This is a genomic window from Armatimonadota bacterium, from assembly GCA_022563855.1.
Lineage (GTDB): Bacteria > Armatimonadota > Fimbriimonadia > Fimbriimonadales > Fimbriimonadaceae > JADFMN01.
This window is the reverse complement of sequence record JADFMN010000008.1, coordinates 26,267-46,717: the sequence shown is the minus strand read 5'-3', so window position 1 is coordinate 46,717 and position 20,451 is coordinate 26,267. Positions and strand designations below refer to the sequence as shown.

General features: G+C 59.6%; 19 protein-coding genes and 1 tRNA gene. 14 read left to right on the top strand and 6 right to left on the bottom strand.

Annotation, left to right across the window (positions count from 1 at the left end; all coding sequences use genetic code 11):
* Positions 1-24: 24 nt before the first annotated feature.
* Positions 25-696 (bottom strand): hypothetical protein, encoded by a 672-nt coding sequence (locus IH944_10555; protein MCH7904991.1) that lies wholly within the window; start codon positions 694-696, stop codon positions 25-27.
* A gap of 78 nt (positions 697-774) precedes the next feature.
* Entirely contained in the window at positions 775-1,473 is a 699-nt protein-coding gene (locus IH944_10550; protein MCH7904990.1) for an alpha-ketoglutarate-dependent dioxygenase AlkB, read from the bottom strand.
* Positions 1,474-1,725: 252 nt separating this feature from the next.
* On the opposite strand from IH944_10550, the gene IH944_10545 reads away from it, so the two are divergent.
* Positions 1,726-2,343, top strand: coding sequence for a hypothetical protein (locus IH944_10545; GenBank protein ID MCH7904989.1), 618 nt, complete (start codon positions 1,726-1,728; stop codon positions 2,341-2,343).
* Positions 2,344-2,409: 66 nt separating this feature from the next.
* Here the strand turns inward: IH944_10545 and sufB are convergent, their stop codons facing one another.
* A complete protein-coding gene (gene sufB / locus IH944_10540) occupies positions 2,410-3,876 on the bottom strand; it encodes a Fe-S cluster assembly protein SufB (protein MCH7904988.1) in 1,467 nt (488 codons plus the stop codon).
* 259 nt (positions 3,877-4,135) lie between these two features.
* Between sufB and IH944_10535 the strand changes: the two genes are divergently transcribed.
* From IH944_10535 to IH944_10485, 11 genes are all read left to right on the top strand, one after another.
* The gene (locus IH944_10535; GenBank protein MCH7904987.1) at positions 4,136-4,651 is read left to right on the top strand and encodes a hypothetical protein; all 516 of its coding nucleotides are present in this window, start codon (positions 4,136-4,138) and stop codon (positions 4,649-4,651) included.
* Between the two features lie 91 nt (positions 4,652-4,742).
* A complete protein-coding gene (locus IH944_10530) occupies positions 4,743-5,165 on the top strand; it encodes a hypothetical protein (GenBank protein ID MCH7904986.1) in 423 nt (140 codons plus the stop codon).
* Between the two features lie 533 nt (positions 5,166-5,698).
* Positions 5,699-7,750, top strand: coding sequence for an NADH-quinone oxidoreductase subunit NuoG (gene nuoG, locus IH944_10525; protein MCH7904985.1), 2,052 nt, complete (start codon positions 5,699-5,701; stop codon positions 7,748-7,750).
* 24 nt (positions 7,751-7,774) lie between these two features.
* Positions 7,775-9,058, top strand: a complete 1,284-nt coding sequence (locus IH944_10520; GenBank protein MCH7904984.1) for an NADH-quinone oxidoreductase subunit H — start codon at positions 7,775-7,777, stop codon at positions 9,056-9,058.
* A 47-nt stretch (positions 9,059-9,105) separates the two neighbouring features.
* The gene (locus tag IH944_10515) at positions 9,106-9,609 is read left to right on the top strand and encodes an NADH-quinone oxidoreductase subunit J (protein MCH7904983.1); all 504 of its coding nucleotides are present in this window, start codon (positions 9,106-9,108) and stop codon (positions 9,607-9,609) included.
* A 2-nt stretch (positions 9,610-9,611) separates the two neighbouring features.
* The gene (nuoK, locus tag IH944_10510; GenBank protein MCH7904982.1) at positions 9,612-10,004 is read left to right on the top strand and encodes an NADH-quinone oxidoreductase subunit NuoK; all 393 of its coding nucleotides are present in this window, start codon (positions 9,612-9,614) and stop codon (positions 10,002-10,004) included.
* A 3-nt stretch (positions 10,005-10,007) separates the two neighbouring features.
* Complete coding sequence (gene nuoL, locus IH944_10505) at positions 10,008-12,131, top strand: NADH-quinone oxidoreductase subunit L (GenBank protein ID MCH7904981.1); 2,124 nt, start codon at positions 10,008-10,010, stop codon at positions 12,129-12,131.
* Positions 12,132-13,856, top strand: a complete 1,725-nt coding sequence (locus tag IH944_10500; GenBank protein MCH7904980.1) for an NADH-quinone oxidoreductase subunit M — start codon at positions 12,132-12,134, stop codon at positions 13,854-13,856.
* Positions 13,853-14,506, top strand: a complete 654-nt coding sequence (locus IH944_10495) for a hypothetical protein (GenBank protein MCH7904979.1) — start codon at positions 13,853-13,855, stop codon at positions 14,504-14,506. The genes IH944_10500 and IH944_10495 overlap by 4 nt, the downstream gene beginning before the upstream one ends.
* Positions 14,506-16,026, top strand: coding sequence for an NADH-quinone oxidoreductase subunit N (locus tag IH944_10490; protein ID MCH7904978.1), 1,521 nt, complete (start codon positions 14,506-14,508; stop codon positions 16,024-16,026). The genes IH944_10495 and IH944_10490 overlap by 1 nt, the downstream gene beginning before the upstream one ends.
* Before the next feature lie 10 nt (positions 16,027-16,036).
* Positions 16,037-16,882, top strand: a complete 846-nt coding sequence (locus tag IH944_10485; GenBank protein MCH7904977.1) for a sugar phosphate isomerase/epimerase — start codon at positions 16,037-16,039, stop codon at positions 16,880-16,882.
* Here IH944_10485 and IH944_10480 read toward each other — a convergent pair.
* On the bottom strand, positions 16,879-17,940 hold the full coding sequence (locus IH944_10480) for a calcium/sodium antiporter (protein ID MCH7904976.1): 1,062 nt from the start codon (positions 17,938-17,940) through the stop codon (positions 16,879-16,881). The two genes, IH944_10485 and IH944_10480, sit on opposite strands and share 4 nt — an antisense overlap.
* 255 nt (positions 17,941-18,195) lie before the next feature.
* On the bottom strand, positions 18,196-18,741 hold the full coding sequence (locus IH944_10475; protein MCH7904975.1) for a hypothetical protein: 546 nt from the start codon (positions 18,739-18,741) through the stop codon (positions 18,196-18,198).
* 81 nt (positions 18,742-18,822) lie between these two features.
* Between IH944_10475 and IH944_10470 the strand changes: the two genes are divergently transcribed.
* Positions 18,823-19,647, top strand: coding sequence for a thioredoxin family protein (locus IH944_10470; GenBank protein ID MCH7904974.1), 825 nt, complete (start codon positions 18,823-18,825; stop codon positions 19,645-19,647).
* A gap of 341 nt (positions 19,648-19,988) precedes the next feature.
* Here IH944_10470 and IH944_10465 read toward each other — a convergent pair.
* Positions 19,989-20,075 (bottom strand) — tRNA-Leu (locus IH944_10465).
* Between the two features lie 208 nt (positions 20,076-20,283).
* Here IH944_10465 and rpmG point away from each other — a divergent pair.
* Complete coding sequence (gene rpmG, locus IH944_10460; GenBank protein MCH7904973.1) at positions 20,284-20,451, top strand: 50S ribosomal protein L33; 168 nt, start codon at positions 20,284-20,286, stop codon at positions 20,449-20,451.

Below are 20,451 nucleotides of genomic sequence, written 5' to 3'. Positions count from 1 at the left end.
AACTGGAGATTTCCGTACGGAATCCTAGTCCTCAGGCGGCCACGGGTACAGAATCTCACGGTCTGCGGGGCGTTCCAACAGCTCGTCCAGGTCGTACACCGTCGTCGACTCGGGCTCCGGCAGCACGCCCTCCGAATCGGCGATGGCGTGGGCCGTGTACGTCGCAATCGCGACCTTTCCGTCGCCGCGATGCGCCACTGATCCGATGTTCTCTCTGAACACGCGGCCCCGGTCTGGATCGGCGATCGCCACCGTCGGCGCGCCCAGGCCGCCGTCGGTCATCTCGACGATCAACACAGTGCGACCGCTGGCAGTCAATTCCTCTAAGACGTCCAGGATCATCACGTCGTCGTCGAAGACCAGATCGCTTCTCTTGCTCGCGACGTCGTATCGCATCAATCCCTCGCCTTCGGCCTCGTACCCCGACCTGCCGTGCCGGTAGCTGTAGTAGATGGTTTCGCGATTCTCCGAAGTCCACCAGCTCAAGGCGTTGTCTGCGATCAGGTTTTCTTCGCCGCCGACTTCCACCCAGAGCGATCCGGTTCCGTCCCAGTTCTCTCCCTCTAGCCACACGCCGAACGACGAGTACGACGGCTCATCGTCTGTGGCGATCGGTTCGAGGTCAGCGGCCCTGCCGCACCCAGCGCAGAGCGCGACAAGGAACAGCGCGTAAAACGGAAACCGCCGACGGTGCATAACTGATAGTGTAGCGCACGGTCGAAACGGAGCCGCAGCGATTTTGGAGCGCGGCGATTTATCACCGCTTTAACGGGCTCACGCATTGACACAGGCAGGCGCTTTAGCGCCGCGTGAAATCACGACGCGCCGGAACGTGATGGATACTCTGCGTCCGCGCGACTTGCGTCCACCGCCCGAAACCGGATCGCTCTTCCGCTTTGCGATTCCGTGCCGCCAAGACCAACGGCATTCGCCCGCCATCACGCAGAGGCTTCGCTGTGCCAGCCACACGGTGCAAGACTCGTCGGTCGATGGGCGGCTGAACTCCATCGGGTAGGAGTCCAGCAGCGAAAGCGTCGCGCTCTCTTCCCCGAAGCAAGGTGCGCAGTCGATATGAGCGGCGATCCCCTGCCCTGGGAGGTACTCGTTTACGATAGCTTGGTCGGGTTGCTCACCCAGAAACCCTCGCGCGACAAACCCATCCGCTAGCTCCTTCAACGGGTGGGGAAGCGGGCCGAGATGGGCATCCGACGTGATCCCGCGCGCCCGATAGTCATACCGCCAACCGTAGTGCTGCACACGCCGCGACAAGTCTTCTATCCAAGGCTGCTCATCGATCCATTTCGCCAGCCTCGCCTCCGTCGCTTCGTCAATCGCCCCTTCGTAATGCCGAAGCCCCGCGGGTGCGAACCGATCCCCAAAGAGCCCGCTCCAGCCCGTTTCAGAGCCGCCAGATTTCAGCAGCGCACTCGCCATTGCGATGGACTCTCCGCTTGAGGTTCGCCTTTGCCTCATAGGCATATGATATCTGGTTTATCGGTGGGTCGTGGGCGGTTGCGACGAGGTGCCTAACGTCGTGTCGGTCCAGAATAGAAAGCAGATCTTTGAAGTCGGAGTTCATCACGGTCTAGCCCCTTCACGTGCCACGCGGCCTCGACCAGCTCCCTGCTCTTCGGCTGCACGGGAACGGATTTCGCCGATCCGGCGGCTGATCGCTTTAAGAATTGAACGATTCTGCCGGGTGGAGACATCAAGGAGCTAGAAACAATGATTACGATCCTGCAGTTCTTGCTCTTCGCTACGATCGGCGACCAAGAGCCCGCGACGCCCGATCTGCGCACCATGCAAATGGCTCAGTACATAGCGGGTTCAGCGGCGGGGGACTTAGAAGCTGCGGGCGGATTTGGAACGTCCGAGAACGTTCCCGTCGTTCTTCCGAGCGGTGAGCTTCCTGACATCGGTGTGCGGGCACTCTTGAAGAAAACCAAGACCGGCTTGTCCTTCACCCTCGCGAACGGAGGTAATACGGCAGCTTGGTTTTACGCTGGCGACAGTCGCATTCTCGCATGGCTGGAGGCAAAGGACGCTAAGGGCGAGTGGAAACCGATCGAGTACTTGCCATGGTATACGTGTGGCAACAGCTACCACCGTGTCCAGCTTCCTCCCGGGCACGGTTGGAAGTGGAATGTGACCATTCCCCAAGGCTCGGTCAAGACCTGGGTGCGATGGCATTACAAGTTCGGAAAAGACGAAGTCGTTTCGAACGAGGTGCGGACCTCGATCCCGTCCCAGAGGTTTCGACTCGACGCGAAGCTGCGCGAAAAAAACGAGATCAGAACGGACTGGGGAAGTCCGACCCTGATGCCAAAGAAGTTCGGACGGTAGCCGACACTGCAAGCGTGCTTCGCTCTTTACGCGCGGCGGACCGCCTCGTCTACGGCGACAACGAGTCTAGCCGACGCTTCCTTCCAGACTGATCGCCAACAAAGCCTGCGCCTCCACAGCAAATTCCATCGGAAGGATCTGGAACACGTCCTTGCAGAAGCCCGACACGATCATGTTCACGGCGTCCTCTTCGGAAATCCCACGCTGAGCGAAGTAGAACATCTGATCCTCGCCGATCTTGGAGGTTGTCGCTTCGTGCTCCATTTTGGCGGTGTTGTTCTTGACCTCGATATAAGGGAAAGTGTGCGCGCCGCAGCGGTCGCCCATCAGCATCGAGTCGCAGACCGAGTAGTTCCGCGCGTTGTCCGCGCCGGCGTTGATCTTGACCAGCCCGCGGTAGGTGTTCTGTCCGAACCCGGCGGCAATACCCTTTGACACGATAGTCGATTTGGTGCGCTTGCCGATGTGGATCATCTTGGTGCCGGTGTCGGCCTGCTGGTGGTTCGCAGTCAAGGCGACGGAGTAAAACTCGCCGATCGAGTCGTCGCCTTTCAAGATGCAAGACGGGTACTTCCAGGTGATCGCCGACCCGGTCTCGACCTGCGTCCAGGTGATCTTAGAGCGGTCGCCCTTGCAGATTCCGCGCTTGGTGACGAAGTTGAAGATGCCGCCCTTGCCGGTTTTCGGGTCGCCGGGGTACCAGTTTTGCACGGTCGAATACTTGATCGTCGCGTCCGTCAAGGCCACAAGCTCCACCACCGCGGCGTGCAGCTGGTTCTCGTCGCGCATCGGCGCGGTGCACCCTTCGAGATACGAGACGTAAGCGCCTTCATCGCAGATGATCAGCGTGCGCTCGAACTGACCGGTGTTCATCGCGTTGATCCGGAAGTACGTGGACAGCTCCATCGGACAACGAACGCCCTTCGGCACATAGACGAACGAGCCGTCCGAGAACACGGCGGTGTTCAGGGTTGCGAAGTAGTTGTCGCTATAAGGAACGACCGAGCCGAGATACTTTTGGACAAGCTCAGGGTGCTCGCGGATCGCCTCGCTGATCGGGCAGAAGATGATGCCGTCCTCCGCAAGCTTGTCTTTGAAGGTGGTGGCCACGGACACAGAGTCGAACACCGCGTCCACAGCGACGCCCGCCAGCATCTTCTGCTCCTGGAGGGGGATTCCGAGCTTCTCAAACGTGCGGATGAGCTCTGGATCAGCGTCGTCGAGCGAATCGAGCGTCGGCTTCTGCTTCGGCTCCGAGTAGAAGCTGATCTTCTGAAGGTCCGGTAGCTTGTAGGTGATGTTCGGCCACTTGGGCAGGGACATGGTCTGGAACTTCGCGAACGCCTTCAGCCGGAAATCGAGCATCCACTGCGGCTCCTCCTTCTTGGCGGAGATGAACCGGACGGTGTCTTCGTTGAGGCCGGGAGGGAGGGTGTCAGACTCCACGTCCGACACGAAGCCCCACTTGTACTCGCCCTCTGCTACGCTTTCAAGTAGTTCGTCGTCGGATTCGTATGCGGGAGATTCTTTCACAGCTAACTCAGCCACCGGATATCGATGGCTGACCTCATTATACTGGAATACTTTGTCAAGTATTAGGTCGCTGGGCGATGCGGCGCGCTTTTTGCGGGTTTGCGGCCGAACCGTCGACCTTGTGCTTGGGTTATCTGGTCAGGTTAGCTTGGTGCGTCCACAAAATGGGTACCTTTAGAGCCAAAGGCGTATGGACTACGGAGTTAAATTGTCATCAGGCGTCATACACGGTCCTTACTCGCGCCGGGAAGCGCTCCGCGTGGCGAAATCGCTGGACGAGCCGAGCGAGGTAATCGTTCTTGTCGATGGCGTAGAAGATCAACTTCGCACACGTTGGCTGCAGCGGAGGCGTTTCTTGTGGACGCCGATTGCCTTGGCATTCCAATTCCTGATTATCTCCGTGTATTTCGGCCAAGGGCCAGGTGTTATGGCAACGCTGATCGTGAGTCCCAACGCATACGCCAACATTCCGAGGGCAGCCGACCTGCCCCAGTCATCCGACGAAGCCACGGTGCTGCAATGCAAATTCCGTGAGGATTGGAAGACCGTGGCGAAGGTCACATACTGGATCGCTGGCGTCATTGGAGTGGTTTTTTTCGCGGCGAGCGTCGGCATGGGAGTACGGGCATATCGCCAGGCAGGCTCGCGATGGACTCCCGCCTGCATCGTCCTGACCGGCATATGGGTCATTGTGCTAGTTGCGACTTTTCAGGACGCCCCGAACGGCACGGTAGTGTCCAAGGGGTTTGCAGGAATGAACCTTTTTGCAAGGTAATTATGAAATCATCAAGCGATTCGATTATCACGGCGATACGAAAATGAAATCCCGCGCGTTGTTAGTAGTTTGCATCATCACTTGCTTCTGCATGGTTGGCTGTCGAAGCACGACGGATGCGGACGTTGAAGGGGTGTGGGTCGGCAATGCGCAAGTTTCAGATCTTGCGATGGAGGAGGCGACCAAGGGGCTGAGCGATCGCGAAAAACGGATCGTCGAAGGGCTGGCAAAGCTGATGGAGTTGGACGAGAAGCGCAAACCGCGCCTATACTTGAATCCGGACCATACGTTTCGATTGATGAATGTGCTAGAGGGCACATGGGAGTTGCACGAGAACCAGGTGACCCTGACGCCCGTCGAGCCCGAGCAGCCGAACGGTGATTCTTCCAGTCCGGAAGGGGTGCTTCAGGAGCCTATAGTTCTTTCTGTTTCTAAGGACAGGAAGACTTTGGAGAGCGTCGATACATCAGACAACCCCGTGAAGAACCTCGTCTTTACAAAGGATGAAAATTGAGCGCCGAACGGCATCGGCAAGGATCGGCGGGGCTGCCGGACGTCGTCATGGAGTCCGACGGTAGTGAGCCATGTCTATTCAGTGCAAGAATTGTGGAAGCAGTTCTTTTCGCCAGCTGACGCCAAGAGAACTGCTTTTGAAGTTCGGTCTGACCGTTCTCGTGCTGTGCGTGACAGGCCCCTTTATCATCGTTGTTTACTTCCTTCTCAGGGACTGCAGGTCATGCCTGCAGTGCGGCTACACGAGTTGGGTCATCTTTGGTCGCGTCGTACGATGCGAACCCGGCCCGCCAAGTCTTCTCTGACTTCTGTCGTAGTCTTAACGCGCTAGCCGCAATTTAGGCAGCCGATGATACGCAAGTTTCTACAGAAGTCTGCTCGCAGTCTCGTCTCACGACCGTCGCCCTGGTCGCACTTGCCAGCGCGTAACCCAGCGATCTGCTGGGTGCTACCGCCGGGACAACCTGCACGAACGGGCTCAAATCGGGTAAATCTCGGTTCGCTGGCCTTACTTGCGGGACCAGTGGGAATCTTATGGCAGCCGTTGCATCTACACAGACCGTTCGCATCAAGGTCGACGACATCGAAATCGAGGTTCCCAAGGGCGAGTTGATCGTCGAATCGGCGAAGCGGCTAGGCATCGAAATCCCCATTTTTTGCTACCACGAGAGGCTCAAACCTGTCGGTATGTGCCGGATGTGCTTCGTCGACGTCGGATTCACGCAGGACGACGGCAGCGTGCGACCGATGCCCAAGCCTCAAGCCGCGTGCACTCTCCCAGCGAGCGAGGGAATGGTCGTCACGACCGACTCCGAAGCGGTGCGAACCGACCGCAAGGGCGTTCTGGAGCTGCTTCTGATCAACCACCCGCTGGACTGCCCCGTGTGCGACCGAGGCGGCGAGTGCCCTTTGCAGAACAACACGCTCGAGTACGGCCCGTCGGTCAGCCGCTACCACGAGGTCAAGCGGCACCTGCCCAAGGCGTTCCCGCTGAGCAAATACGTGACGCTCGATCTGGAGCGGTGCATCCAGTGCGGCCGGTGCGTGCGGTTCACCGAGGAGATATCGGGCGACGGTCAGCTCGCGTTCCGGTTCCGCGGCGCGCTCATGCAGCCGTCGACATTCAAGCTGACCGACTTCGACTCGAAGTTCAGCGGCAACGTCATCGAGATCTGCCCGGTCGGGGCGCTCACGAACGCGAAGTACAGGTTTAGAGCGAGGCCGTGGGACCTGGAGACGACGGCTGCGATCTGCACAATGTGCTCGAACGGGTGCAACGTTTGGTTCGACCACCGGTCAGGCAAGCTCTCGCGCATCAACGCGCGGACGAACGAGGCGGTCAATGAAGAGTGGACCTGCGACAAAGGGAAGTTCGGACACGCTTGGTACAACGACGAACGGCCGGACAAGGTCTTGGTGCGCGACGGCGAAGAGCTAAAGCCTGCGTCATGGTCCGATGCATATTCGCAGATCGAAGGCGCGTTCTCAGGCGGCGACGTCGCCGGGCTCGTGATGCCGGACATCAGCAACGAATCGCTATACTTGTTCAAGAAGCTGTTCAATGACGGCCTCGGTTCTCCGAACATCGACCACCGCTGGGGAGGCGAGAAGATCGACGATCAGACCGTTTCCACGGCGATCGCCGACTTCGAGCAGATGAAGGGCGTGCTAGTCTTCGGCTCATCTCTTGCGGACGAGCTGCCGATCGTTTTCCTCCGAGTTCGCAAAGCGTGGCTCAACAACGGCACGAAGGTGATCGTTGCGAGCGAGTCTCCGACCGATGTAGACGGATTTGCGGACGTCGTGCTGCGCTATCCTGCTGGCGAGGCGGCCAGCTTTGCAAAGCGAATCGCAAATCTGATCAGCGGAAAGAAGGACGTGGAAAAGTTCGCGACCGATTGTGGAGTTGACCCGGATGAATTGAAAGAGGCAGTTGCGGCTCTCAAACAGGCAGGGTCGATCATAACGACCGAATCGCTGGAAAACGCGAAGGCCGTTTCCACCCTCGCCAAACTTGCCGGGGTCGATTTCAACTACTACGCGCTGCACGCAAACGGCCAAGGTGCGCGGGAGATCGGCATAACGCCCGGCGACGGGGGAATGGCAACGGGAGAAATCCTCAAGGCCGCAGCAGATGGAAAGTTGAAGGCGCTCTGGCTGGTCAACTGCGATCCGACGCGCGACTATCCCGACAAAGACCTGGCGACCCGCGCTCTTGAAAACGTCGAGTTCCTGGTCTACCAGGGCGACAGGATGTGCGAGGCGGTGCACTACGCGAGCGTGGTCCTGCCGATGGCCGCGCCGGCAGAGCAGGACGGCACATACACGAGCTGCGAGCGCAGAGTCCAGAGGATGCAGCGAGCGATCCGACCAATCGGCGACGCCAAGCCTGGATGGCGGATCTTCTCGGAGTTCGCGCTCCGGCAAGAGGCCGCGACGCCGCACTTCAGCGCGAAAGAGGTACTGCAGGAACTGGCGGCCAAGAACCCGAATTTCGCAACTGTCAATGACGCTCGATTGCAGGGAGAAGGCTTGTTGCTCGGCGACGGCAAGGCCACGAAAGCAACCGCCAACGGGCAGGGGTAAAGTAGGAGCCGCCGCATGCAGGAAATGATTCAGGACTGGAGCCCGCTCGCACAGGCGGGGCTGCGCGTTCTGATCCTGGTCGGCACCGTGCTGTCTCTCGTGCCGGCATTGATCTGGTGGGAGAGACGGCTTCTCAGCTGGATGCAAGATCGGTTTGGCCCGAACCGCGCCGGCACGATCACCTGGAAGTCCGGCAAGAAGACGACGCTGCTCTGGGGTCTGATCCAGCCGATCCTAGACGGCATCAAGCTGTTCGTGAAGGAGGACATCACCCCGGCCAAGATCGACCGCAAGATTTACTTCGTCGCTCCGGCGATCGCGCTGTTTCCCGCGTTTGCGCTCGGCGGGACGATGCCGTTCGGTCCCAAGGAAGGGCTGTGGGGTTTGCTCACCCCTGTCGCCGATCTTGAAGTCGGGCTGTTGTACGTCTTAGCTATATCGTCGTTGGGGGTTTACGGCGTTGTGCTGGCGGGTTATTCGAGCAACAACAAGTACTCGATGCTCGGCGGGCTGCGCGCGGCGGCACAGTTGATCAGCTATGAGATTGCGATGGGAGTGTCGCTCCTTTGCATCGTTTTCGTTGCGGGATCGCTCAAGATGACGACGCTCGTGACCCAACAGCAAGAGCCGCTCTGGGGCGTTGTCCCGGCGCTCCAGAACTGGTTTTTGTTCACGCCCTACGGACTGGTCGCGGGCGTGATATTCCTCATCTGCATGATCGCGGAAACGAACCGCGCGCCGCTCGATCTGCCTGAGGCGGAGAACGAACTGGTCGCCGGTTACCACACGGAGTACAGCTCGATGAAGTTCGCCGTGTTCTTCATGGGCGAATACGCGGCGATGTTCGTGTTCAGCGGCATCTTCGCCTGCGTATTTCTTGGCGGCTACAATATCGTGCCCGTGAATTGGGATTATCTGGCCAGCACCGGCACGGCGATGACCGGTTTCTATTCGTTCATGGCCAGTGCGAACTACTGGCTGGCTCCGTTGGTGTTCTTCGCCAAGTGTTGGGGCGGCCTCACGTTCTTTATATGGCTTCGGGCGACGCTGCCGAGGCTGCGGTACGATCAACTAATGTCGCTCGGATGGAAGACGCTGCTGCCCGTCGCAGTCGCCAACTTCATCGTCGTCGGCATTTGGCTGATCGCGTCCGACGCGTACGGTGTGACTGGCGGATGGGCAGCGTTCGGAGCGTCGGTGGCCATTCTGGGAGTTCTGTATTTCAACCTGCTGCACTGGAGGAAGCAGGGGCTTGCCGGCACTGAGAAACGGTCCGTCGTTCTCGTCGATCCCGCGAAGCCCAACTGATAATCAATACTATGATGAATGCGATTCTAAGTGCCGTAGGTCAGTCAATGCCTCCCAACCAAGCGTTGTTCATTGTGCTTGCCGCTATCGCTGTCGGGTCGGCGCTGGGCGTCGTCCTGTTTCCCAGCCCGGTGCGCTCGGCCCTTGCGCTGGTCCTGACTTTGTTTGCGCTCGCGATGATTTACTTTACGTTAGGCGCGGAGTTCTTGGGCATCACGCAGATCATGGTGTACGCGGGCGCGATCATGGTTCTTTTCCTTTTCGTCATCATGATCTTGAGGACGAAGCCGCAAGAAGGCGAAATCCGCAAATTGGAGACGAGGCAAGGCCTAGGGTTCCTTTTAGCCGCAGTGATATTTGCAGCCATCGGAACTCAGATCTTTGAACCGCTTCGAGCCGCCTTCACGGACAAGGTCGACGACGCTTACGGCTCTCCGCAGGCGATCGGTACGGAGCTGTTCACGACGTACGCGGTGCCGTTTGTAGTTGCCAGCGTCCTGCTGCTGGTCGGGGTGGTCGGCTCCGTGATGCTCGCCAAGAAGAGGTTCTGACCATGGCTGCCCAATACATTCCCGTCCAGTTGATAGCGCAAGTCACAGAGCTGGCCGACGTCCCCCTCTTCTACTATCTGGTCCTCGGATTGGTGTTGTTCGCGATCGGCGCTTCCGGAGTGATCTATCGTCGAAATCCGGTCACGGTCTTCATGTGCATCGAGCTGATGCTGAACGCCGTCAACCTGACGTTTCTGGCGTTCGCACGGTACCAGCCAGACCACTGGATCGAAAAGTCGAGCGCGATGGACATAGCGATATCAGGCGAGATGATGGTGATATTCGTGATGGCGGTTGCCGCTGCCGAGGTCGCCGTCGGGCTCGGCATCATCGTGGCGATTTTCAGACTGCGCAGCGAGGTGGACGTCGATGACATGGCGTCTCTGAAAGACTAGAGCATGGAGTCGGCACAAACTTACCTGCCGTGGATCGTCGGCCTGCCGCTGATCGGGTTCCTTGTACAGGCCCTGATCGGTGGAGCCGTCGTCAAGAGCCTTGGCACTAAGCTCGGGCGCGAGATCATGGGGTGGGCGGCCGTGCTGCCGATCGTTGCCGGTTTCGTGCTCGCTGCTCTCATTGCGCGGTCGCTCGCGATGCAGCCAGAGGATGGGCGGCTCGCCATCGTCACGATGTTCGACTGGGTGAAGCTGCACAGCCTCAACCTTCCGTTTGAGCTGCGCGCCGACACGCTCTCGATCACGATGGCGCTGATCGTTACCGGCGTCGGCGCGCTGATTCACCTGTACGCCACGGCGTACATGGCCGACGACAAAGATTACACGCGGTTCTTCACCTACCTCAATCTGTTCATCGCGTTCATGCTGCTGTTGGTCCTGGGCAACAACCTCGTCATGCTCTTCATCGGATGGGAGGGAGTGGGCGTGTGCTCCTATCTGCTGATCGGCTTTTGGTACAAGGACCACGCGAACGCAAAGGCGGCGAACAAGGCGTTTATCGTCAACCGAATCGGCGACGTCGGCTTGACCCTCGGCATGTTCCTGCTGGTCGTCTTGCTGGCGGCCAACCGAGACGTCCTGGGCGTTGGCGAGGGCGCCCGTTGGCTGAGCTACGACGTTTTCCTGACGAACGCTGGCGACGTGTTCGCATCTCACCCGACGATGACGGCTTGGATCTGCGGTCTGTTCTTCATCGGCGCGATGGGCAAGTCCGCGCAGTTCCCGCTCTACGTTTGGCTCCCGGACGCGATGGCCGGCCCGACGCCGGTCTCCGCGCTCATCCATGCGGCGACGATGGTGACTGCGGGCGTGTTTCTGCTGGCCCGGATGGGCCCGGTGTTCGACTACGCGCCGGTGGTCGGCGCGATAGTCGCGGGGGTTGGCGCTCTCACCGCCCTCGTCGGTGCGGCTATCGCGTTCGGCCAGACAGATATCAAGAAGGTCTTGGCGTTTTCGACCGTCTCGCAGCTCGGATACATGTTCGTCGCGTGCGGCGTCGGCGCGTATTGGGTCGGAATATTCCACCTTGCGACCCACGCCTTCTTCAAGGCTCTGCTCTTCCTCGGCTCCGGCGCGGTGATACACGCCATGGCCCACAACAAGGACATGCGGAACTACGGGAACCTGCGGAAGTACATCCCGATCACGTTTGCGACGATGGCGGTCGGCTGGGCGGCGATTGCCGGATTCCCGTTCTTCGCCGGGGCGGTTTCCAAAGAGGAGATCTTGCTGCTGTCGATCAATTCGCACGGCTACAACCTTTGGGGTCTCTCGATCGGACAGATCGCCGGATGGGTCGGAGTTGCGGTTGCGGTGCTTACGGCGGCGTACATGACCCGCCTGTTGCTCTTGACTTTCTTCTCCGGTGAAGAGCGCTGGAGAACCGTTCCAGCCGAGAAGGTTGTTGAGCAGCTCGAAATCGCGGCCGCTCCGGCCCCCGCCGTTGACGAGTACGGGTTCTTCTTCTCCGACGACGAGCTACAGACCGAGCACGAGCACGCGCACGGGCTGACTCCCGATCACAATCCGCACGAAGTGCATTGGAAAATGTGGCTTCCACTCGTCGTTTTGGCCGTGCTGTCGGTGATCGGCGGCATTGGCCTGTTCAACTATGTCTCGATTCGAGAATGGCTCGGCGGCGAGGAACACGCGGCTGGGGCCGTCTCGACGAATCTGATGCTCATGATCGCGATCGGCGCCTTCCTGGTCGGCGCGGTCTGGGCGTGGATGCGCTACGGCAAGAAACTGCCGGAGGACGAGGGTCACGACGAAAGCAAGTGGCACCCGATCTGCACCGCGGCCAGCAAACAGTTCGGGATCGACCGGCTATTCTCGGACGGCTTGGTCAAGTTAGGCGGCGTCTTTGGCCGGGCGTGCACTTGGATCGACACGTGGATCATCGACGGTATCGTGAACGGCGTCGGGATCGTAACACGTGGATTGGCGGGCACGGGGAAGTGGGTCCAAAGCGGAAACCTGCGTAGCTACGCGCTGACGATGGAGTTCGGATTCGTGCTGATGATCGGTTACATTCTATACAAGATATTTACGGGAGAAGGCGACTAGATGGAAATCGGCATCCTGACGCAGGTCGTCTTCCTTCCGTTGGTGGGCGCGCTGATCCTGCTGATGATTCCAAACGAGTTCTCCAAGGCGATCAAGATCATCGGCCTCCTGGTCGCCCTAGCGACGTTCGCGCTGTCGCTGGTCGTGATCGGACGGTTTCAGAGCGGCACCTACCACTTCCAGATGATGGAGTCCATTCCGTGGATTCCACAGTTCGGAATCACCTACAAGCTGGGTGTCGATGGAATATCCGTCTGGCTCATCGTGCTCAGCGCGCTGCTCATGGTGATCTCCGCGTGGTTCAGCATGTACGTCAAGAACCGCGTCAAGCTGTACTTCGTCTGCCTGATGGTGCTCGAAACGGCGATGCTCGGCGTGTTCACGTCGCTGGATCTGATTCTGTTCTACACGTTCTTCGAGGCAGCGCTGATTCCGATGGCGCTGCTGATCGCCGCGTGGGGAGGCAGCAACAGACAGTACGCCGCTATCAAGTTCTTCCTCTACACGTTTTCCGCGTCGATCTTCATGCTGGTCGGCATCATCGTGATGGCGGGGCTGTACAAAAAGGCGACGGGCTCCATCTCGTTCGATCTGATCGCGATCCAGTCCGCCGTCGCGAACGGCTCGCTTTGGCAGGGCGCGCTGCAACTGCAGGCGCTGATCTTCTGGTCGTTCGCGATCGCGTTCATGGTGAAGTGCCCGATGTTCCCGTTCCACACGTGGCTGCCGGACGCGCACACAGAGGCGCCGACCGCAGGCTCGATCATCCTGGCAGGCGTTCTGCTGAAGATGGGAACGTACGGATTCTTGCGATTCTGCCTGCCGCTTTTCCCCGACGTCGTCGCAGCTCAGGCGCCGATTCTGATGTGGCTGGCGGTCGCCGGAATCATCTACGGCGCGGTGGTCGCGGCGATGCAGACGGATCTCAAGCGACTGGTGGCGTACTCGTCGGTCGCGCACATGGGGTTCGTGACGCTTGGCATATTCAGCCTCACCCACACCGGCATGATGGGCGGGTCGTATCAGCAGTTGAGCCACGGGATCAGCACGGGCGCGCTGTTCCTGCTGGTCGGGCTGCTCTACGAGCGGATTCACACACGGATGTTCAAGGACATGGGCGGGCTGAAGACGCGCATGCCGATCTTTGCGGCGCTGTTCCTGCTCATCATGCTGAGCAGCGTCGGCCTGCCTGGCTTGAACGGCTTCGTCGGCGAGTTCTTGGCGCTGCTGGGGGCGTTCGAGGCCGGAATGTCAGGGGTGTTCGGCTACGGCATCGTTCTGCCGATCATCGCGGCGACGGGAGTCGTGCTTGCCGCCGTCTACTTGCTCTGGATGTTCCAGAAGGTGTTCTACGGGCGCGTGACGAACCCTGTCGTGCAGCGGCTCAAGGATCTCAAGAAATGGGAGATCGCCATGGTGGGCGTGCTCGTCTTCTTCGCGTTCTGGGGCGGCCTGTACCCCGGCACGTTCCTGAAGCCGATGGAGAAGTCCATCGCGGCGACGAGGCACATGGCGCTGAACCCGGTCGGCGAGCGTCCGAATTGGGAGGACACTTCGCTGGAAATCGACGAGAGCGGCAACTTCGTCAAGGTCGCACCTCGATCGAGCAAGGTTTCGTTGGAGGATTACGCAGTCATTCGAGTCATCGCACCAGCCGGCAACCACTTTGATCTGCCAGATGGGTTCGAAGTTGCGAATCTATCGGATGAGGAGGCCATCCGTTGAGCGGCATCGACAACATACGCGCCGCGACCATCAGCGGCGAAGCGCATAAAAGGCCCGTCATTATTGACGGCCCCGAGCGCGACGAACGCGCGGACGGGGTGATCGTCGATGAAAAGGATCTCGGGTCCGCGACACGGCAGGCGGTCTTCTGTCGAGTGCAGAACCCCTTCGGTCGGTCGGCGAGAACAGGACTTGACCTGAACGCGCTGCTGAAAGAGAGCCCCAGCGAAGGTGAGCAAGCAATACAGCAACTCGCGGCCGAGGTTCGCACCGAAATCGACCGCGTTCTCAACTCTGGCGCAGACGGTATTTGCTACATGCTGTCCGGCGCCTGCGCCGCTGAGTGCAGCCCGATGCAGTACGGCGGTCACTTCCTAGAAGTCGATCGAGAGATTCTCGCTGGCACCCCTGAGGGCAGCTTCAATATTCTCTACGTCTGCGGCGAGCGCGAGCTTTACATTGACATCGTGTCGGACTTGCCAGCACAGGCGATCGCCTGGAACAGCTCCGCTGGCGTGCAGGTCTCCGAGGTGCGCGAGATGTGGCCCAGGGCGGTTGCGGCTGCGGACCAAGACGCGGACATTTACATGGTCGAACGGTATGAGTCTGCTCTCCAGTGGATTCAAGCGACGGAGGCAACAAGATCGTAATGGACTTCACACTGCCAACTATTGACTGGCCAACCTTGACACCCGTTATCGCGGTGGTCGTTACCGGCGTCATTGCGCTGCTGATCGAGATCATCTTTCCCAAGCGCAACAACGCGTTGATCGTCGGGATTTCGCTCGTGGGTTTGGCGTACGCTGCCTATAGCCTGGTGCCGCTGTTCGCGACTGATTCGGGCTACACCGCCGCGCACATGGTGGTCAGAGACCATACCGGACTCGCGCTTCAATTCGTTTTGATCGGGATATGCTTCTTGTCGTTCATATTCAGCGATCGATACTTGCGCGAAAAGGGGATCGCCTTCGGCGAGTTCTACCCTCTCGCGCTTTGGACGACGGCCGGGGGAATGATCATGGTCAGCACGACCAACCTGCTCATGATGTTCCTGGGGCTCGAGGTCCTGAGCATCTCGCTTTACTGCCTGGTCGGCATGAGCCGAACCGAGAAACGGTCGGAAGAAGCGGCGCTCAAGTACTTTTTGCTCGGGGCTTTCGCCAGCGCGTTCTTCCTTTACGGCGTGGCGCTGATCTACGGCGCGTCCGGCATGATCGATCTGCGCGGAATACCGCTCGCCTTCAAGACGGAGTACAGCGAGTGGCTCAACCTGTCCGTACTGGGCATGTTCTTCATTCTAGTCGGACTGCTGTTCAAGGCCGCTCTGGCCCCGTTCCAACAGTGGGCGCCGGACGTCTATCAAGGTGCGCCGACAAACGTGACGGCGTTCATGTCCGCGGCATCGAAGGTCGCAGCTTTCGGCGCGCTGTACCGTGTGCTGTTCGCCGCCTCCGCGACGCAGTCGTACTGGATGGAGGTCATGTTCTGGGTCGCGATCTTAACGATGGTTCTCGGAAACGTCTTCGCGATAGCACAGAGAGATGTGAAGCGCATCTTGGCGTACTCGTCGATCGCGCACGCGGGCTACATCCTGGTCGGTCTGCTCTCGCACGTGCGAGCGCCGGACAAGGTCGGCCTCGAGCCGGTGCTGTACTACCTAATCGGATACAGCGTCATGACGATCGCGGCGTTTGCAGTGCTCACCCTGGTGGCGACCAAGGGCAAAGATCACACAAGGCTTCAGGATCTGAACGGAATGTGGAAAAAGTCGCCTCTAGCGGCGGGCACGCTCGTCGTTTGCATGATTTCGATGGTAGGGATTCCGCCGACCGTCGGCTTCTTCGGGAAGCTTGGGTTTTTCCAGAGCGCGCTGGATGCGCGGCTTGCTCCGCTTGCGATCGTTCTCGCTATCACGTCCGCGATCTCCGTCTTCTACTACTGGGCCATCATCCGTGCTTCGCTGGTCGACGACGAGTCGGCGACCGGCCTCAGGACGTCGCGGATGTCGCCGGGGCTGGCGGCGACCTGCGTTCTCGGGATCATCGGCGTGATCGGAATCGGAATCATGACCAACCCGGTGATCAAGGCGCTCAAGAAACCAGCATCCGATACGTTAATGGAGGAGCTGGTAGAGCAGCCCCCAGAAGACGTCGTTCAAAGCGCGGGCTAGCAGGCAACAAATGAAACTAGGCGTCAGCATGTACTCGTACGTCGGCGCTGTGCAGGCCGGCCGGCTCGACATCGTTTCCTTCACTCACGAGGCAAAGCGCATCGGCGCAGACGGCGTGGAGCTGCTCGACTTCTTTTATAAAGACATAGAAGCGGAGCGCGAACTCGCCATGGCGGCGCTGCGCGAAACAGGTCTTGTCTGTGGCGTGTTCTCCGTCGCGCAGAACTTCGCGAAGAAGCTTCCTGCTGAGCGGCAAGTAGAGGCCGCCAAGGTGATGTTTGGCGTCGATGAGGCGGTCCGGTACGGAGCGAAGGTTGTGCGCGTTTTTGCCGGAGACGTTTCAGAGGGGATCGAGTTCGACGAGGCTCGTGCGTGGATCGTCTCCGGGCTTATCGAAGTCTCTAACTACGCTCGCGATCACGGCGTCAAGTTGGCGCTCGAAAACCACGGTCGGCTCGCGGGCCGCTCTGACCAGATCATCGGGATCGTCGACGAGGTGCGCGACAAGTGTGGCCACGACGCGCTGGGCGCAAACCCCGACACAGGCAACTTTCTTTTGGTCGGAGAGTCTGGCAGCGACGGAGTAAAGGCCCTCGCCGAGTACGCCTACATGGTCCACTTCAAAGACCTGAGAAAGACACCCGAAGGATATGAAGGAAACAGCCACAAGGCACTGGATGGCACTGAGTATCTCGGCACCGTGATCGGCGAGGGCGAGGTCGATCTCGACGCGTGCGTCTCGGCTCTGAACCGGGTCGGCTTCGACGGCTGGCTCAACCTCGAGTACGAGGGCGAGGGCGACCCGATCGTGGACGTCGAGAAGTCGTTCCGCAACACCGAGAGCTTCGCACGCTAATGTTTCGGGTGGCCGTGGGCGCGGTACTTGCGCCAGGCATGGACGCAGAGAACGCTGAGCGTGATCGCCGTCAGCGGAATCGCGTACCAACTGAGCACATGGCTGAACATCGGCAGCTTCTCGTGGTGCTGCGTCAACAGCACGAGATAGAGCGTGTAAGCGATGTAGTAGCAGAGGAACAGCACGCCCTCCCACCGCATGATCTTGAAGCCGGTGAAGAAGATCGGCACGCACGCGACCGCGACCACGATCATGACCGGGATGTCGAAAGCGAGCGCTGAGGCCGGGACGGGGATCGGATTGGGAGCGATGCTCGACGCAACGCCGAGCACCAACAGAATGTTGAAGATGTTGCTGCCGATGACGCCGCCGATCGCCATCTCCCTCTGGCCTTTGATCGCCGCAGTAACCGTCGTCGCGATCTCTGGCGCGGACGTGCCGATGGCGATGACCGTCAGGCCAATGATCAGTTCATCGACGTTGAGCGCATGAGCGATGTTCATCGCGCCCGTGACGAGGAGCTTGGATCCGAGGATCAGCATCGCTAGGCCGGCGAGGATGAGCAGCACGTCGCGCCAGGTGCGAATCGGCCCCGTCTTCTCCACCGGCACCTCCTCTTGTTGTGGCTGTCTCCTTGAATGTCGTATCAGGAAAGTCGTATAGACGATCGCGATCACGAACAGGGTGATCCCCTCCCACCTTGCGATCGAGCCGTCGCTCGCCATCGCGTACATGAGCAGGCTGAGGACGATCATAAACGGAACGTCGAGACGGATCAGCCGCTTCGTGACGATCAGCGGCGCGATCACCGCCGCGAGCCCGAGGATCAGCAGCACGTTGGCGATGTTGCTGCCGACGACGTTCCCGATCGCAAGCGCGCCGTTCCCGGACATCGCCGCAGAGGTGGCGATGGCCAACTCCGGTGACGAAGTGCCGAACGCGACGATGGTCAGCCCGACGACGAGCGGCGAGATGCCGAGCGCCTTCGCCAAGTGCGACGCGCCGCGCACGAGCGCGTTCGCGCCGGCCAGCAGCAGCGCGAGCCCGCCGAGCAGCATGAATACGTCAAGCGCGTTCAATCGGCAGCCTCCATCAGCACTGGGACGATGTTACTCTGTCGCTGATTTCGGCTTTCGTACCATGGGAGGGCGAGCGTCCTCGCGAGCCACGCAGGGCTAGAAGTTGGCAGTTAGAAGTTGGCGGTTTGCAGTTCTCGAAACTCGTGACTTGCTGGCGATCGAGAAATCCCTCCCCCGGTCTACCAAGCTCTTACCGACATCAGTTTCTCGTGGCCGGGGGAGGTTAGGAGGGGGTTACTGATCGACTGACACCATCGACAGTTCTTCGACCATCGCCTGTAGCTCTTCCAACTGAACATCAAAAGGGATGTGCTCGAACTTTGGCACGTGCAGGAAGCCGATGCGCTTGTCCGGAAACCGTTGCAGCGCGCGATAGAGCACGTAGTTGCAGAGGTATCCGCCGGGGTCGGTGCTGGGCTTGCGGACGTCGTTTTCACCAAGCAGCTCTGGCGACCAAAGAGTCGAGGCGAGCATTGCGTGGCCGGCCGGATCGATCTTCCCTGGCCCGTGAATCTCTCCTCGTGCGTCGGGCGTCTTGCCGATCCGGTTGTGTCCCACTGTCTCGACCAGCATCGTCTCGCCCTTGCCGACGACGCCGATCGCTAGCCACAAGTCGAAACTCGAAGGGTCAAGAGACTCCAAGAACTCATCGACGGCGCGGAACGAGACCTCCAAGATTTCAAACCGGCAACCGCAAGACTCGGCGAGCCGCTGCGATGGGTTCTCGTCGTGGCCAGGGTACGGGCCGAACCCAGTGACCAACAATCCGTTCGAGCGCATAGGGCAAATACTACACCCCCAAGGGAGGAATCTCGGCTAGAATGTCATCAATCCGGCTTGGCCGGAGACGGAGTGAGAGATATGAGACTGAGAACGATCCTATCGGTCGTGATCGCGCTTTCCTGCGGCTACGCGCTCGCCAGCGATATGCCTTGGGCCAAAGACTACGACTCTGCAAAGAGGATGGCGAAGTCCGGCAGCAAGCTGATCATGCTCGACTTTTATGCAGACTGGTGCTCCTATTGTAAGAAGCTCGACCAGATCACGTTCACAGACGACGACGTGGTCAAGCTTGCGAAACAGGTAGTACCGATAAGGTTGAACTCAGAAAAGGGAGGCAGCGTGCTAGCTGAGGCTCACAGCGTCAAGGCCCTGCCTACGATAGTTTTCGTCGACGCAGATGGCGAAGTTTGGGGCGAAATCATTGGCTATATGCCGCCGAAGCCTTACATGAAAAGGATGAGCGGCATTATCGATGTCTACAAGACTTACTCTGACGCGATGAAGACGCTTGCGAGGAAGCCGAACGACGGCAGGGCGAACGCGCAAATCGCCCGAGTCCAAGCCGCGCGCGGCAAATTGAATGAGGCCACGGCCGCCATCAATAAGATGGAGGCAGCAAAGTACAAGGCCAAGGACGCAGCCAAAACGTTTAACGCGGTCGGCGACGGCTACAAGTCGGCCAATAAGTTTGACGAGGCGATCAAATACTTCATCAAGGCCAACGAGGCTGGCAAGGCGGACGACAACGTCAAAGAGAGGTCGTACGCTCTATCCTCGATCATCAGTTACTTCAGGAGCAAGGGCGACACGAAGAACGCCAAGAAGTACGGCAAGGAACTGAACGGGCTGAAGGACGGTACGAAAGAGTACGTCGATATGGCCAAGCGGGTCGTCGTCGGCTAGTCCGCTGCGGCCTAGTTCAGACAGTCCCTCTCCCGCTCTGCTTGATGTCGCTTGTTCTTTGCTTTCGTGAGTGGGAGAGGTTAGGTGAGGGCATCGCGCGGATGTGGCCCTCACCCAGCCTCTCCCGGCCATGGAGACCAGCGGCGAAGGAATCCTCGCAGGCCGGGAGAGGGGTTGACCGGTGCCGGTCTGCACGCGCCGACGCCGGGTGCGATCCTTCGATCCTTCGACTGGCTCAGGACAGGCTCTGCTCAGGGGAATGCTCGCGCTCCAATCTGCACTCGGTATTCGACACTCAGCATTCAGCACTCGGCACTCGGCACTCGGCACTGTTTGGGGGATGGTGCCCAGGGTGGGAATCGAACCCACATGGCCTAAAGGGCCAGCGGATTTTAAGTCCGCCGCGTCTACCGTTCCGCCACCCGGGCACAGGAGCCCGCTGATTATACTTTGGGGGCGTCGCCCGCTTCCTTGTGGGGGCGTCCCCCGCTTCGCTGTCGCCAAGTAGTCACCAGGTAGTCGCCAAGTCGATCAGGCGACAACTAGGCGACAACTAGGCGACGCCCGGCACTCATATGCGGCCTTGCGTCATAATTGCGGCTTGGTGCCCGCAATGCGGGGCCAGGAGGCGAAGTCGTGGCGAAGAAAGGCGAAAAGCGCGAAATCATCAGGCTGGTGTGTACCGAGGACGGCAAGCACTACGTCTCGACCTCCAAGAACAGGCAGAACACGCCCGACAAGCTCGAGCTGATGAAGTTCAACCCGAACCTGCGCAAGATGACCTTGCACAAGGAGAAGAGGTAG

Coding starts and splice junctions, on each gene's coding strand:
- IH944_10555 (MCH7904991.1), bottom strand. CDS start 696: ATGCACCGTCGGCGGTTTCCGTTTTACGCGCTGTTCCTTGTCGCGCTC.
- IH944_10550 (MCH7904990.1), bottom strand. CDS start 1,473: ATGAGGCAAAGGCGAACCTCAAGCGGAGAGTCCATCGCAATGGCGAGT.
- IH944_10545 (MCH7904989.1), top strand. CDS start 1,726: ATGATTACGATCCTGCAGTTCTTGCTCTTCGCTACGATCGGCGACCAA.
- IH944_10530 (MCH7904986.1), top strand. CDS start 4,743: ATGGTTGGCTGTCGAAGCACGACGGATGCGGACGTTGAAGGGGTGTGG.
- nuoG (MCH7904985.1), top strand. CDS start 5,699: ATGGCAGCCGTTGCATCTACACAGACCGTTCGCATCAAGGTCGACGAC.
- IH944_10520 (MCH7904984.1), top strand. CDS start 7,775: ATGATTCAGGACTGGAGCCCGCTCGCACAGGCGGGGCTGCGCGTTCTG.
- IH944_10515 (MCH7904983.1), top strand. CDS start 9,106: ATGCCTCCCAACCAAGCGTTGTTCATTGTGCTTGCCGCTATCGCTGTC.
- nuoK (MCH7904982.1), top strand. CDS start 9,612: ATGGCTGCCCAATACATTCCCGTCCAGTTGATAGCGCAAGTCACAGAG.
- nuoL (MCH7904981.1), top strand. CDS start 10,008: ATGGAGTCGGCACAAACTTACCTGCCGTGGATCGTCGGCCTGCCGCTG.
- IH944_10500 (MCH7904980.1), top strand. CDS start 12,132: ATGGAAATCGGCATCCTGACGCAGGTCGTCTTCCTTCCGTTGGTGGGC.
- IH944_10490 (MCH7904978.1), top strand. CDS start 14,506: ATGGACTTCACACTGCCAACTATTGACTGGCCAACCTTGACACCCGTT.
- IH944_10485 (MCH7904977.1), top strand. CDS start 16,037: ATGAAACTAGGCGTCAGCATGTACTCGTACGTCGGCGCTGTGCAGGCC.
- IH944_10480 (MCH7904976.1), bottom strand. CDS start 17,940: ATGCTGCTCGGCGGGCTCGCGCTGCTGCTGGCCGGCGCGAACGCGCTC.
- IH944_10475 (MCH7904975.1), bottom strand. CDS start 18,741: ATGCGCTCGAACGGATTGTTGGTCACTGGGTTCGGCCCGTACCCTGGC.
- IH944_10470 (MCH7904974.1), top strand. CDS start 18,823: ATGAGACTGAGAACGATCCTATCGGTCGTGATCGCGCTTTCCTGCGGC.